Source organism: Nocardia coffeae (assembly GCF_019890715.1).
Taxonomy (GTDB): domain Bacteria; phylum Actinomycetota; class Actinomycetes; order Mycobacteriales; family Mycobacteriaceae; genus Nocardia; species Nocardia jiangxiensis.
Genome location: NZ_JAINZY010000001.1, coordinates 1681844 through 1696329, shown reverse-complemented (window position 1 = coordinate 1696329; position 14486 = coordinate 1681844). Strand labels below are relative to the sequence as shown.

Annotated in this window: 11 protein-coding genes; 7 read left to right on the top strand and 4 right to left on the bottom strand. The window is 68.4% G+C overall.

What is annotated here, in order from left to right; genetic code table 11:
• Nucleotides 1–129: 129 nt before the first annotated feature.
• Nucleotides 130–723: a DUF3515 domain-containing protein gene (locus K7711_RS07315; protein ID WP_222965936.1), complete on the bottom strand. Its 594-nt coding sequence runs from the start codon at nt 721–723 to the stop codon at nt 130–132.
• 145 nt (nt 724–868) lie between these two features.
• Here K7711_RS07315 and K7711_RS07310 point away from each other — a divergent pair, with 145 nt between their 5' ends.
• The 3 genes from K7711_RS07310 to K7711_RS07300 are packed head-to-tail and all read left to right on the top strand — an operon-like array spanning nt 869 to nt 2832.
• On the top strand, nt 869–1813 hold the full coding sequence (locus K7711_RS07310) for a thiamine-phosphate kinase (protein ID WP_372460104.1): 945 nt from the start codon (nt 869–871) through the stop codon (nt 1811–1813).
• A 39-nt stretch (nt 1814–1852) separates the two neighbouring features.
• Nucleotides 1853–2530, top strand: a complete 678-nt coding sequence (locus K7711_RS07305; RefSeq protein WP_222965934.1) for a uracil-DNA glycosylase — start codon at nt 1853–1855, stop codon at nt 2528–2530.
• Between the two features lie 35 nt (nt 2531–2565).
• Nucleotides 2566–2832 carry a hypothetical protein gene (locus K7711_RS07300; RefSeq protein WP_222965933.1) on the top strand — a complete coding sequence of 89 codons (267 nt, stop codon included), beginning with the start codon at nt 2566–2568 and terminating at the stop codon, nt 2830–2832.
• 34 nt (nt 2833–2866) lie between these two features.
• Here K7711_RS07300 and K7711_RS07295 read toward each other — a convergent pair whose 3' ends face one another.
• The gene (locus tag K7711_RS07295; protein ID WP_222965931.1) at nt 2867–3394 is read right to left on the bottom strand and encodes a GNAT family N-acetyltransferase; all 528 of its coding nucleotides are present in this window, start codon (nt 3392–3394) and stop codon (nt 2867–2869) included.
• Nucleotides 3395–3474: 80 nt separating this feature from the next.
• On the bottom strand, nt 3475–3666 hold the full coding sequence (rpmB, locus tag K7711_RS07290; protein ID WP_011210730.1) for a 50S ribosomal protein L28: 192 nt from the start codon (nt 3664–3666) through the stop codon (nt 3475–3477).
• Between the two features lie 328 nt (nt 3667–3994).
• Between rpmB and K7711_RS07285 the strand changes: the two genes are divergently transcribed.
• From K7711_RS07285 to K7711_RS07275, 3 genes are all read left to right on the top strand, one after another.
• Nucleotides 3995–5929, top strand: coding sequence for a DAK2 domain-containing protein (locus K7711_RS07285; protein WP_222965929.1), 1935 nt, complete (start codon nt 3995–3997; stop codon nt 5927–5929).
• Nucleotides 5930–5931: 2 nt separating this feature from the next.
• Nucleotides 5932–8199 (top strand): ATP-dependent DNA helicase RecG, encoded by a 2268-nt coding sequence (gene recG, locus K7711_RS07280; protein ID WP_222965927.1) that lies wholly within the window; start codon nt 5932–5934, stop codon nt 8197–8199.
• An 88-nt stretch (nt 8200–8287) separates the two neighbouring features.
• Nucleotides 8288–9199 carry an EamA family transporter gene (locus K7711_RS07275; RefSeq protein WP_308014518.1) on the top strand — a complete coding sequence of 304 codons (912 nt, stop codon included), beginning with the start codon at nt 8288–8290 and terminating at the stop codon, nt 9197–9199.
• A gap of 13 nt (nt 9200–9212) precedes the next feature.
• Here the strand turns inward: K7711_RS07275 and K7711_RS07270 are convergent, their stop codons facing one another.
• Complete coding sequence (locus K7711_RS07270; protein ID WP_040826659.1) at nt 9213–10634, bottom strand: short-chain fatty acyl-CoA regulator family protein; 1422 nt, start codon at nt 10632–10634, stop codon at nt 9213–9215.
• Between the two features lie 420 nt (nt 10635–11054).
• On the opposite strand from K7711_RS07270, the gene K7711_RS07265 reads away from it, so the two are divergent.
• On the top strand, nt 11055–14459 hold the full coding sequence (locus K7711_RS07265; RefSeq protein ID WP_222965925.1) for a pyruvate carboxylase: 3405 nt from the start codon (nt 11055–11057) through the stop codon (nt 14457–14459).
• The last annotated feature ends 27 nt before the right edge of the window (nt 14460–14486 follow it).

Here is a 14486-nt window from a genome sequence, read left to right as displayed (position 1 = left end):
GGTGTCGCCCCGACCGATCCTGACGTGCGGTTCGGTCCGGCTCGGATCCTCGGGCTGGTGTTGTTCGCAATGACGATCCCGGGTCCGGTGGGCACGGGCCGGGTCACCTTCCGCCGACCCGGCTGAGGATCAGTTCGGGATCGGCGCGGGATCGATCGGGCGGACCGGCAGCACCTTGGCGACCGTGTTCGAAATGTCCTGCAACGGAGTCGGTCCGGCCTTGTCGGGCATGGTGACGGCGATGTAGGTGCCGCGGTCGACGACGTACCAGGTGCCCGAGGTCACCCCGCTGGCCGGATCACGCACCTCGAACCAGTTGACGCCGTTGATCACCTGCAGCGCAGCGGATTTGATGAATTCGGCCGGACGGTCCAGGCCGCAGCGCAGGACGATCGGGTCGCCGCCCTCGGGCAATTGCCAGCCCACGGTCGCGGGCGGAGCGGGCTGGGCCAGATCCGCGCGGGTGTAGCTGCTCACGCTCGACGGCAGCGCCGGTAGCAGCGTCGTGCACGCCTGACCGGTGGCCTGCGGTTGCGGGACCGACCCCAGTGCGAGCGGCTCGCGCGTCGGGTGCTGCCGCGCGAACACCGCGATGGCCAGGACCGCGACGATCATCGCGACCGGCAGTGCCACGGCGGTCGCGATGAGCGCCGGCGATCGCCGGGTGTCCTCGGGTTCGACGCTGTAGCGGTCCGCGTCCGGCCCTTCCGTTTCGCTGCTCATCCCGGAGATCTTCTCCACTCGTCTCGGTACCGGATCCTGGCTGGTGGTCGTTGGTTTCGGGTCCGAGGGTAGCGTCGCGATAGTCCGTCGCCCCCGGCGCGGTTCGTGAAAGGAGACGGTCATCACTGATACCAGCCCGCGAACGGTGCGTGAACTGGGCGAGTTCGGGCTCATCGCGCGGATGAGCACCGGGCGCGCCCAGGTTCCGGCCGTCCTGCTCGGGCCCGGCGACGACGCCGCGGTGCTCGCCGCGCCGGACGGGCGATTCGTGGTCAGCACCGACATGCTGGTACAGGACCGGCACTTCCGGCTGGACTGGTCGAGTCCGTGCGATATCGGGGCCAAGGCGATCGCGCAGAACGCCGCCGACGTGGTGGCGATGGGAGCCGCGCCGAGCGGCTTCGTGGTGTCCTTCGGTTGCCCGCCCGACACCCCGGTGGACTTCGTGGACGGATTCGTCGAGGGGATGTGGGCCGAGGCGGGCCGCGTCGGCGCCTCGATCGCCGGAGGTGACGTGGTGCGCGCACCGCTGCTGATCGTCTCGGTGACCGCGTTCGGTGATCCGCGCCGCACGCCGGTGCTGCTGTCCGGTGCGCAGCCGGGTGACGTGGTCGCGGTCGCCGGACGGCTCGGCTGGTCGGCGGCCGGGCTGGCCGTGTTGAGTGCCGGACTCGATCCGGCCCGATTCCCCGGTGTGGTTGCCGCGCACCGGGTTCCGCAACCGCCGTATCGGGCCGTGCTGGACCTGCCGGACGACGCGGCGATCACCTCCCTGACCGATGTCTCCGACGGGCTGCTCGCCGATATCGGGCATATCGCCGAATCCTCGTGCGTCGCCATCGATCTCGATACCGCCGCGATTCGCGACGAGGAACTGGATCCGGTCGCTCGTGAACTGGGTGAGGATCCGTCGGACTGGGTCCTCACCGGCGGTGAGGACCACGCCTTCGCGGCCACATTCGCTGCGGGACAGGTGCTTCCGGCAGGATGGACCCGGGTCGGACGGGTCGCGGACGGCGTCGGCGTCACGGTCGACGGCGTGCGCCGGTCCGGACCGGGCGGTTGGGAATCCTTCTCGGAAGGTAGGTGAGCGGTCGTGGTGAATCGGGCCACACTAAGTTTGTCCGACATGGGTGCGAAACCACTGTCGGAGATCATCGATTCGGGCTGGGCCGAGGCATTGGAGCCGGTGGCCGACCGCATTGCGGCCATGGGCGAATTCCTGCGCGCGGAGAACGAGGCCGGGCGCGGCTACCTGCCCAAGGGCGAGAACGTGCTGCGCGCGTTCCAGCGTCCACTGGACAAGGTGCGGGTGCTGATCGTCGGCCAGGATCCCTATCCGACGCCGGGACATGCGATGGGCCTGAGCTTTTCGGTCGCGCCCGATGTCTCGCCGGTGCCGCGCAGCCTGTCGAACATCTTTTCCGAGTACTCCCGGGATCTCGGATTCCCGACGCCGTCGTGCGGTGATCTGTCGCCGTGGTCGGATCAGGGCGTGCTGATGCTCAACAGGGTGCTCACCGTCTCGCCCGGCCAGCCCGCCTCACATCGCGGCAAGGGCTGGGAAGCGGTCACCGAGCAGGCAATTCGTGCGCTCGTCGCGCGTGAGCAGCCGCTGGTGGCGATCCTGTGGGGCCGCGACGCGTCCACCCTCAAGCCGATGCTCGGCTCCGTGCCGTCCATCGAATCGGCCCATCCCTCACCATTGTCGGCCTCCCGAGGATTCTTCGGATCCCAGCCGTTCTCCCGAACGAATGAATTGCTCGGTACATTGGGGGCCGCCCCGGTCGACTGGCGCCTGCCTTGACCGGTGTTCTAACTCATCACAGTAGGAGCAGATGCATGCAGATCAAGTCCGTGCGCGGTGCCATCGTGACCGTCGCCGCCGGAGCGGCCATCCTGGGGGCGCCGGTTGCGGCACAGGCCAAGACCATTCCGCTGGAGCAGGTTCCGGCAGCGCCCGCGAACCCTGAGCAGGCCGCGCCGGTGCTGGCGCTGTACGACCCGCAGACGGGTTCCGCCTCGCTGTCGTCGAATGTCAACGCGTTCGGCCTGTGCGCAGTCCAGAGCATCAGCGCGAACGTGCAGTGCCTCGGTGGCGGTAGGTAATTCCGGTCGGTAGCGCCGCGCCCCGCGGTGCGGGTCAGCCCTGGTGGGCAGGGGCCGCATCGGCTGGGCGCAGCATCCGGACTTCGATACTGGGGGAGAAGCGCTCGGTTCGTCGAGCGCCGTCGAGTTCGAAACCGTACTTGCGATAGAAGGCCTGGGCGCGGGGATTCTCCTCGAACACCCACAGGGCGGTGTTCCTGCGGGCGTCCAGGACCTCGCGCATCAGATCGTGTGCGAGTCCGGTGCCGTACCAGGCGGCCCGGACGTACATCGCGTTCAATTCCCGCTCGGCCACCGCCGCGGGCTCGTCGATCGCGCGGATGCCGGTGAAGCCGACGACCGCGTCGTCGGCGAGGGCGACCAGGACCGCATCCGGGGCCCGGGTCGCGGCTCGGATACGTTCCCACTGTTCGGCTCGGCGGTCGACGTCGAAGGCGTCCAGGACATGGTCCGGAACCAGCCCTCGATACGCCTCACGCCAGCAGCCGATATGGCATTCGGCGAGGCCGAGGCAGTGTTCGGCGCGCAGCGGGGTGATGTGCCAGGGGCGGTCGGATGTCATCTCGGCACCTGTGTGTAAACGACGACACCCCGGACCACCCTCATCGGGTGCCGGGGCGTCGACGAACGGTTTCGTGCAGCTCAGCCGCGAACGACCTTGCCCGCCTTCAGGCAGGAGGTGCAGACGTTCATGCGGCGGGTGTTGCCGGGTGCAACCTGCGCGCGAACGGTCTGGATGTTCGGGTTCCAGCGACGGTTGGTGCGCCGGTGCGAGTGCGAAACCGACTTACCGAAGCCGGGGCCCTTGGCGCAGACGTCGCAGACGGCAGCCATAGTCGCGAGCTCCTTCATGTCATGTACGGACTGCTGCCATTCGAGACAGCCGATCCGGAAACGTATCGTCCAATGCCTGCCGACGAGAGCGTCGGCGACGCGACCGATCGACGGGCGCGTGAGGCAACCGTGCAAGAGTAGCCGCCCGCGCCGAGCCATGTCCAATCGCCTCCGGTAGCCGGGTAACGAGGTGGCCGGTCAGCAGGATAGCCAGGCGGCCGGCCGATGATTCCCGCCGTGGCGCTGCGGTGTCGGTGGAGGTGATTACCCTTGCGGGGGGATCTGGGCGGTGGTTGCCGAGGTCGTGGTCACAGGTGGGAACGGAAGGATGGTGACGGTGCCCGGGGTCCGGGAGGTGCTCGATGAATCCGCGATGGTCCGGTGGGGTCAGCTCTGCCTGTTGGGCTTGGAGCGTCACCGTGAGGAGATCAACGCGCTGAACGTTTTCCCGGTGGCCGACGCGGATACCGGGACCAACCTCCTGGCCACCATGCGCGCCGCCGTCACTGCCGCGGAAGATGCGCTGGATACCGCTGGAACGTCGGGTGTAGCCGGTCCTGACGCCGGCGACAGTGCTGCCGGTACGGGCCGTGACGCCGAGATCGACCGCGGTGCGCGTCACGACAAGTCGGGCGGCGCCGGGCGTCACGACGATTCCGGTGGCGATGCGGCGACCAGGCGTGATGGGAGTAGCGGCGTCGGTGATCTGAGCGGCCACGATGCGCGGAGCGATTCGGGGCAGGGCGGTCCGAGCAGCGCAGACGCGGGCGGGGTGCTTGCTGCGATGGCGCGCGCGGGGACGGCCGGGGCACGGGGAAACTCCGGGATCATCTTGTCGCAGGTGCTGCGGGGGTTGGCGGAGGCCGTGCGCAGCGGGCCGTTGACCGCGCAGAACTTGCGTGCCGCGCTGCGGCGGGCGGCGGTGCTGGTGCGGGCGGCGTTGAGCAACCCGGTCGAAGGGACCATGCTCAGCGTGTTGGAGGCGGCGGCGGAGCGGGCGGCGGACTGTCCGGATACGGATCTGGCGGAGGTCGCTCGTGCGGCTGCCGACGGCGCGTGCAAGGCGTTGGGGGATACGCCCTCGCAGCTGGGAGTGTTGCGGGCGGCGGGGGTGGTCGATGCCGGGGCGCGCGGGCTGCTGGTGGTCCTGGATGCGTTGGTGGCGGTGAGTGGCGGACAGGCGCCGGTGCGGCAGGAGTATCGGTCGAGCGGTGCCCCCGAATCCACAGTGCGGCCGACCACATCGGACGAGGATCCCGAATCCTCGGCGCGACAGGAGCATCGACCGGGCATGGTGGCCGATACATCCGGATCTCCAGCGCGGCACGAGCATTCGGTGACGGGTGATCCGACGGTTCCGCAGTACGAGGTGATGTACCTGCTGTCCGGGACGACCGTGTCACGCATCGACGAACTGCGTGAACATCTTGCGCTCCTGGGGGATTCGGTGGTCGTGGTGGGTGACGGCGAGGACGGCTGGTCGGCGCACGTGCACTGCGCGGATGCGGGCGCGGCCGTCGAGGCCGGGTTGGTCGCGGGCACGCTGAGCCGGATTCGCATCGAGGGTCTGACGGTGAATCCGCTTGCCGCGCAAGGCTCTACCGATCGCGGCATACTCGCGGTCGCGACGGGTGCGGGCGCGGCGCGGCTGTTCGAGGATTCCGGGGCGACCGTGCTGGACGGCGAGGTCACCGCGGAGGCGCTGTTGGCCGCGATCCGACGCATGCCGCAACGCGAGGTGCTGGTCCTGCCCAACGGCGCGCTGGCCGCACACGAACTGGTCGCGGTCGGTATGGCCGCTCGCAGCGGGGCCGGGGCCGTCCCGCGGGAGGTGCTGATGTTGCCGAGCGGGTCGATGGTGCAGGGCATGGCGGCGCTGGCCGTGCACGACGGCGGGCGGATCGCCGTGGACGACGCGTTCGCCATGTCCGAGGCCGCCGCGGGCACCCGCTGGGGTGCGCTGCGGGTCGCTCCCGAGCGGGCGCTGACCATCGTGGGCACCTGCGCCCGCGGCGACGGGCTCGGTCTGGTCGGCAACGATGTCGTCGTGATCGATCCCGATCCGCGCGCCGCGGCCCGCACGCTGCTGGACCGGATGCTCGGCCTCGGCGGCGAGCTGGTCACTCTGCTGCTGGGCGCGGACGCATCCGACGAACTGGGCCGAGATCTGGCCGAACACATCACAGCGACATTTCCCGGGGTCGAGGTGGTCGCCTACCTCGGCGGCCAGTCCGTGGATCTGGTGCAGATCGGGGTGGAATAACCATGGCGACACTGCGGGACCGGCTCGATCACGTGCTCGGGGTGAAAGCGGCCGACTCCCTGGCCGACGCCTTCGACATGCAGACGGTCGAGGATCTGCTGCGGCACTATCCGCTGCGCTACGCCACGCAGGGCCAGCCGCTGAGCGAGGAGGCCCCGGAGGAGGGCGCGCACCTGACCCTCGTCGGCGTGGTCACGAAAACCGAACTGCGGCCGATGAAGAACCGCCGCGGCCGGTTGTTGAAGGTCGAACTCGACGCCGGATCCGCGAAACCGGTGGAGATCACCTTCTTCAACGGCGACAAGGTGAGCTATCTGGTGAAACAGGGTGTGCGGGCGATGATGTCGGGCACCGTGCACTACTGGCGGCCGGACCGCTGGAATCTCTCGCACCCCTCGTACCTGATCCTGCCCGAGGCCGGGGAATCGGTGGAGAACCTCACCGCGGTGCGCGGCAGCGGCGATCTGCGCGGACTGGCGCAGAGCGCGAAAGGCGCCGAGGGCGTGGACGTGTCGTTCTTCGAGCGTGAATACATCCCGGTCTATCCGGCGACCGCGAAGGTGCAGAGCTGGGATGTCCTCGCCTGCGTGCGGCAGGTGCTCGATCAGCTGGACCCGATCGATGATCCCCTGCCGCAGGAGCTTCGGGCCGATCGCGAACTGCTCGCGGTCTCGGACGCGCTGCGCCTGATCCACCTGCCCGAACGCAAGTCCGATATCGAACAGGCCAGGGAGCGTTTGCGTTTCGACGAGGCGCTGGCCCTGCAACTGGTCCTGGCCGAACGCAGGCACGATGCCGCGGGACGCGTCGCGAAACCCTGCCCGCCCCGGACCGGCGGTATCGCAACGGAATTCGACAAACGCCTGCCGTTCGAACTCACCGCGGGCCAGAAGCAGGTGATCTCGGAGATCTCGGAGGACCTGTCCAGCCCGCATCCGATGCACCGGCTGCTACAGGGGGAGGTCGGCTCCGGCAAGACCATCGTCGCCCTGCACGCGATGTTGCAGGTGGTCGACGCCGGACAGCAGTGTGCGCTGCTCGCACCCACCGAAGTGCTTGCCGCCCAGCACTATCGATCGTTGCGCGGGATGCTCGGCGAGCTCGGCACGGCCGGTGAGCTGGGCGCGGCCGACAACGCCACCAAGGTCGTGCTGATGACCGGCTCGATGTCCACCGGCGCGAAGAAGGCCGCGCTACTGGACGCGGTGACCGGCGAGGCCGGAATCGTCATCGGCACGCACGCGCTGATCCAGGACAACGTCGAATTCCTCGACCTGGGCATGGTGATCGTCGACGAACAGCACCGTTTCGGCGTGGAGCAGCGGGATGCGTTGCGCGCCAAGGCCAAGGACGGCATCAGCCCGCACCTGCTGGTGATGACCGCGACCCCGATCCCGCGCACGATCGCCATGACGACCCTGGGCGATCTGGAGACCTCGACGCTGACCGAACTGCCGCGCGGGCGTTCGCCGATCACCACCCGCGTGGTTCCCGCCCGAATGCACCCGAAATGGGTGGACCGGGCCTGGGAACGGATCCGCGAGGAGGTCGGGCAGGGTCGTCAGGCATATGTGGTGTGCTCGCGCATCGGCGAGGAGGAGGACAAGCCGAAAGCCAAGGGGCGCAAGGCGAAACCCGAGGAGGAGAAGGAGGGGCCGACCACGCACGCGGCTCGGGACGTCTACGAGACGCTCTCGGCCGGTGCACTCGCCGGTCTGCGGGTCGGACTGCTGCACGGGCGGTTGCCGAGCGATGAGAAGGACGCGGTCATGCGCGCGTTCAACGAGGCCGAGATCGATGTGCTGGTCTGCACCACCGTCGTCGAGGTCGGCGTGGACGTGCCCAACGCCACGGTCATGGTGATCGTGGACGCGGACCGCTTCGGCGTCAGCCAGCTGCATCAGCTGCGCGGTCGCGTCGGTCGCGGCAAACACCCCGGACTGTGCTTGCTGATCACCGAGACCTCCCCGATGGGTACCGCCATGGCTCGGCTCGAAGCGGTCGCGGGCACCCTGGACGGATTCGAATTGTCGGTGCTGGATCTGCGGCAACGCCGGGAGGGTGACGTGCTCGGCTCGGCCCAGTCCGGCACCGCGCGGTCGCTGCGCCTGCTGTCGCTGCTCGACGATCTCGAGGTGATCACCGCCGCACAGCACCTCGCCCGTGAGATCGTCGAATCGGACCCGGGTCTGACCCGTCATCCCGGTCTGGCGACGATGATGCGAGCGGCGGTCGACGGAGAACGACTGGAGTACCTGGCCAAGTCGTGAGCACTCGCTCGGGTCGGCGTCGGTGCGTGCTGGTGCTGGACAAGGCGTCGGTGCGTGCGGGCGCTGGATAGGAAGGACGGCGGATTCGGTGGTCGCGATCGATTTCGAGCGGATGCGCAGGGAGGCCGCGCCGCGGTGGTTCTCCCGGGTGCCGGTGTGGCAGGGGATCGGTGGGGTACCGCCGACGCTGCTAGTGCTGGCGGGCATCGTCAGTGTGCAGGTGGGCGCGGCCCTGGCCACCGAGTTGTTCGCCGCGACCGGCCCCGCCGGTGCGGTGAGTCTGCGACTGTTCTTCGCCGGGGTCGTGCTGCTGGTGTTCTGGCGTTCGTCGCTGCGGATCGAACGCCGGGCGCTGCCGGTCGTCCTCGGTTACGGCGCGGTGCTGGCGCTGATGAACCTGTCCTTCTACGAGGCCATCGACCGCATCCCGCTCGGCATGGCCGTCACGCTCGAATTCCTGGGCCCGCTGGCGGTGGCCCTGGCCGGATCGCGCCGCTGGATCGATCCGGCGTGGGCGGTGCTGGCCGGCGCCGGGGTGTTGTTTCTGACCCGGGCGGCCGGGCAGGTGCCGTGGACGGGTGTGCTGCTCGCGCTGGGCGCGGCGACCTGCTGGGCGGGCTATATCCTGCTCGGTGCGAAACTCGGTGAGAAGACCAGCGGCGGTGGCGGATTGGCGTTGGCGATGGCGTTCGGCGGGGTGCTCATGGCGCCGATCGGCATCGCGGGCGCGGGCACGTCGCTACTGCATCCGTCGGTGCTGGCGGCCGGTTTCGGAGTCGCGATGCTGTCCTCGGTACTGCCGTATTCGGTGGAGCTCGAGGCGTTGCGCCGGATTCCGCCCCGGGTGTTCGGGGTGCTGATGAGCCTGGAACCCGCCGTGGCGGCGGTGGCCGGGCTGCTCGTGCTCGGCCAGCGAATGAACCCGATGCAGTGGGCGGGTATCGCGTGTGTGGTCGCCGCGTCGGCCGGCGCCACCCGCACCGGCCGGGCCGAACTCTAGGGACAGCTGGCCGCTAGCGCACCGCGCGGGGGTACGGCAGGTCGACCGAGGTCGTCTCGGTGACGGCCAGCGGCCGCCCGATCTGGGGGAACGCTCGCTGCGGACAGGAGGAGCGCTCGCAGACCTTGCAGCCCGCGCCGATGGGCACCGCGGCGGACGGGTCGTCGAGTTGCAGGCCGCTGGAGTACACCAGGCGGTCGGCGTATTCGATATCGCATCCCAGCCCGATCGCGAATTCCTTGGTGGCCGAGCTGAATCCGCGCGTCGCCGGGTTGGTGGTGCGCGCCACCCACAGGTAGCGACGCCCGTCGGGCATGGCGGCGACCTGGGTCAGGACCCGGCCGGGATTCGCGAACGCCTCGTGCACGACCCACAGCGGGCAACTGCCGCCGACGCGGGAGAAATGGAATGCGGTCGCGGACTGACGTTTGGAGATGTTCCCGGCGCGGTCGGTGCGCACGAAGAAGAACGGCACGCCGCGTTGCCCCTGCCGCTGCAGCGTGCTCAGCCGATGACAGACGGTTTCGAAACCCACCTCGAAGCGCAGTCCGAGGAGATCGATGTCATAGCGCAACTCCTCGGCGGAGCGCAGAAATTTCCCGTACGGCAGTACCAGTGCCCCTGCGAAGTAGTTGGCCAGCCCGACTCGGGCCAGGGCTCGCGATTCGCCGGTCAGCGACGGTGTCCCGGCGATCACCTCGTCCAGTAGCGGCCCGTACAGCAGGAATGCCAGGGTGGTGGCGATCTGGAAGGCGCGCTGTCCCGGACGCAGCCGTCGCGCCAGGGTGAGGGTGCGGCTCTCCGGATCGTAGTGCCGTTTGGGGATGGTCGGATCGGCTCCGTCGCCGCGCACCAGCACGGTCACCCGCGCGCGCTCCTCCGCGACCCGGGCCAGCTGGCGGTCCAGTGACCCGATCGTCAGGCCGGACTCCTCGAACAGTTGCTCTGCGGCCAGATCCAGCTGAGCGATGTGATTGTGGTGGTCGTAGAAGAAGTCGCGCACGTCCTCGTACGGCATCGGCACACCGGGCGCACCGGTCGGGGTGGCGACCTTGGAGGAGAGCAGATCCAGCTGATCGGTGGCCGCGCGCAGGCGGCGGTGCATGGCGACGATGGTCTTGGCGACCTCGGGTAGGCGGGTGGCCAGATCCTCGACCTCGGCGGCGGGCGGGGCGGTGCCGCCCGCGGCCTCGACCAGAACCTCGTGCAGATCCGAGACCAGACGCGCGTCGGAGTCGGCAGCGAAGAACTGCACATCCAGGTCGAATGTCGAATTCAATTTCAGCAGAACAGGAATGGTGAGTGGCCGCTGGTCGCGCTCGAGTTGGTTGAGATAGCTGGGCGAGAGCTCGAGGGACTTTGCCAGGGCGGCCTGCGTCATCCGCCGTTCCTCGCGCAATCGCCGTAGTCGGGCACCCGCATACATCTTGCGCACGTGCAAGAGGGTACCCGTGGAGATTCGCAATCATTGCAATATCTTCGGCCACGTCTGCGGGCAATCTCCCGTGCCCGCTGTTTCGGTCGATATTACTGATGCGTAGTGTGCGAATTTGCCGTGGTCGTCCGGGTTCGGGACGGCAATTGCCGACTGCTGTTCGCTCCGGGAGGCCGAGCCGTTCATCGAAGGTAACCGACGGTGAGCCGTGTCGCCGGTATCTCCGATCGGTCGGGACCGATCGGTTCGCGCTGTTCGAATGCTTCCCGCCGATGACGCCGGAGTCCGCAGTCGGTCGAAGCACAGTGACATGTCGCGGTGATGTCGGGCCACGCACCGGTCGCAGGGGCACTCGGTGAGCGTTCGGTCGAACCCGTTACAGTTTGCGTCGACCTGTATCCGGGCAGGTACCTTTATCGGATGTTCTCCAAAGTGCTCGTCGCCAACCGCGGGGAAATCGCCATTCGTGCGTTCCGCGCCGCCTACGAACTCGGCGTCGGGACCGTCGCGGTCTTCCCGTACGAGGACCGCAACTCGGTACACCGTCTCAAGGCCGACGAGGCTTACCAGATCGGCGTGCCCGGCCATCCGGTCCGGGCCTACCTGTCGATCCCGGAAATCATCTCCGCGGCCAAGACGGCCGGGGCCGACGCGATCTATCCGGGATACGGATTTCTGTCGGAGAACCCCGATCTGGCCGCGGCCTGCGCCCGGGAGGGCATCACCTTCATCGGTCCCTCGTCCGAGGTACTCGAACTGACCGGTAACAAGGCGCGCGCCATCGCCGCCGCACGGGCGGCCGGACTCCCGGTGCTCAGCTCGAGTGAGCCGTCGGCCGATGTGCCCGAACTGCTGGCCGCCGCGGAGTCGATGGAATTCCCGGTCTTCGTCAAAGCCGTCGCCGGTGGTGGCGGTCGCGGTATGCGACGGGTCGCGGATCGCGCCCAATTGCGCGAATCCATCGAGGCCGCGATGCGTGAGGCCGAATCGGCCTTCGGCGATGCGACGGTCTTCCTCGAGCAGGCGGTGATCAATCCGCGCCACATCGAGGTGCAGATCCTGGCCGACGGCAACGGCAATGTGATCCACCTGTTCGAGCGCGACTGTTCGCTGCAGCGGCGGCATCAGAAGGTCATCGAACTCGCGCCCGCGCCGAATCTGGATCCCGCACTGCGGATGCGTATTTGCGCCGACGCCGTGGCCTTCGCCCGGCAGATCGGTTACAGCTGCGCGGGCACCGTGGAATTCCTGCTGGACGAGCGCGGCAATCATGTGTTCATCGAGATGAATCCCCGTATCCAGGTGGAACATACGGTCACCGAGGAGATCACCGATGTCGACCTGGTCCAGTCGCAGCTGCGCATCGCGGCGGGGGAGACGCTGGAATCGCTGGGGCTGAGCCAGGATTCGATCAGCATTCACGGTGCGGCGCTGCAGTGCCGGATCACCACCGAGGATCCGGCCAACGGATTCCGGCCCGACACCGGCCGGATCACCGCGTACCGCAGTCCCGGCGGCAGCGGCATCCGCCTGGACGGCGGAGCCAACCTGGGTGCCGAAGTCGCCGCGTACTTCGACTCGATGCTGGTCAAACTCACCTGTCGCGGAAGGGATTTCGCCACGGCCGTGGCGCGTGCGCGACGGGCGGTGGCCGAATTCCGGATTCGCGGCGTCGCCACGAACATTCCGTTCCTGCAAGCTGTTCTGGACGATCCGGATTTCCGGGCCGGGCGGGTCACCACCTCGTTCATCGACGAGCGGCCGCATCTGCTGACCCAGCGCGGGTCCGCGGACCGCGGCACCAAGATCCTGAACTATCTGGCCGACATCACCGTCAACAAGCCGCACGGTGAACGGCCCACCGTGGTCTACCCGCAGGACAAACTGCCCGCGCTGGATCTGACCGTGCCGCCGCTGGACGGTTCGCGGCAGCGGCTGTTGCAGCTGGGGCCGGAAGGTTTCGCGCAGTCGCTGCGGCAGCAGAGCGCAATCGCGGTGACCGACACCACCTTCCGTGATGCACATCAGTCGCTGCTGGCCACTCGCGTGCGCACCAACAGCCTGTTGCAGGTCGCCGGGCACGTGGCGCGGATGACGCCGGAACTGTTGTCGATCGAATGCTGGGGCGGGGCAACGTACGATGTGGCGCTGCGATTCCTGCACGAGGATCCGTGGGAGCGGCTGGCGGCGCTGCGGGAGGCGGTGCCGAACATCAACCTGCAGATGCTGCTGCGGGGCCGTAATACGGTGGGGTACACGCCGTATCCGGAGAAGGTCACGCGCACCTTCGTATCCGAGGCGGCGGCGACCGGTATCGATATCTTCCGGATCTTCGACGCGCTGAACAATGTGGATCAGATGCGTCCGGCGATCGATGCGGTGCGCGAGACCGGGACCACGATCGCGGAAGTGGCGTTGTCCTACACCGGGGATCTGTCGGATCCGGGCGAGGATCTGTACACGCTGGACTACTACCTGAAGCTGGCCGAGCAGATCGTCGAGGCCGGTGCGCACATCATCGCGATCAAGGACATGGCCGGTTTGCTGCGCGCACCTGCGGCGCACACCCTGGTCACGGCGTTGCGGAGCAACTTCGATCTGCCGGTGCACGTGCACACGCACGACACTCCGGGCGGGCAGCTGGCGACGTATCTGGCCGCGTGGCAGGCCGGGGCCGATGCGGTGGATGGCGCAAGTGCGCCGATGGCCGGTACGACCTCGCAGCCCGCGCTGTCGGCAATCGTTGCCGCAGCGGCGAATTCGGCGTACGACAGCGGGATCAACCTGCAGCACGTCTGCGATCTGGAGCCGTACTGGGAGGCGTTGCGAAAGGGCTACGCGCCCTTCGAATCCGGGTTGCCGAGTCCCACCGGGCGCGTCTACGAGCACGAGATCCCGGGTGGTCAGCTGTCGAATCTGCGGCAGCAGGCCATCGCGCTGGGCCTGGGCGATCGGTTCGAGGAGGTGGAGGCGAAATACGCTGCGGCGGACCGACTCCTGGGCCGTCTGGTGAAGGTGACCCCGTCCTCGAAGGTGGTCGGTGATCTGGCGCTGTCGCTGGTCGGATCCGGCGTGACGGTCGACGATTTCGCCGGTGATCCGGGCCGCTACGACATTCCCGATTCGGTGATCGGTTTCCTGCGTGGGGAACTCGGCACGCCCGCGGGCGGCTGGCCCGAACCGTTCCGCAGTCGGGCGCTCGCCGGGCGGGGGGCGGCCAAACCCGAGACCGAGCTCACCGCGCAGGACGAGGCCGGGCTGAACGGTGATTCGGCGCTGCGCCGAGAGACGTTGAACCGCCTGCTGTTTCCCGGCCCTACGAGCGAATTCCTGGCCCACCGCGAGAAATTCGGCGACACCTCCGGCCTCTCGACGAACCAGTACTTCTACGGTCTGCGGCACGGCGAGGAGCATCGCGTCCAGCTGGAGAAGGGCGTCACGTTGCTGATCGGCCTCGAGGCGATCTCCGAGCCCGACGAGCGCGGTATGCGCACGGTGATGTGCATCCTGAACGGCCAGTTGCGGCCGGTCCTGGTGCGCGACCGTTCGATCGCCAGCGAGATTCCCGCCGCGGAGAAGGCCGACAAGTCCGATCCCGGCCACATCGCCGCACCCTTCGCCGGTGTGGTCACCCTGGTCGTCGCCGAGGGCGACACGATCGCCGCGGGTGACACCATCGGCACCATCGAGGCGATGAAGATGGAAGCAGCCATCACCGCGCCCCGCGCGGGCACCGTCGCCCGGGTCGCCATCGGCCGGGTGCAGCAGGTGGAGGGCGGCGATCTGCTGGTGAACGTCCGCGTGAACGAGACCGCCGCCGAGTGAACCGGAGTCGGCGGAAATCCAGGGCCG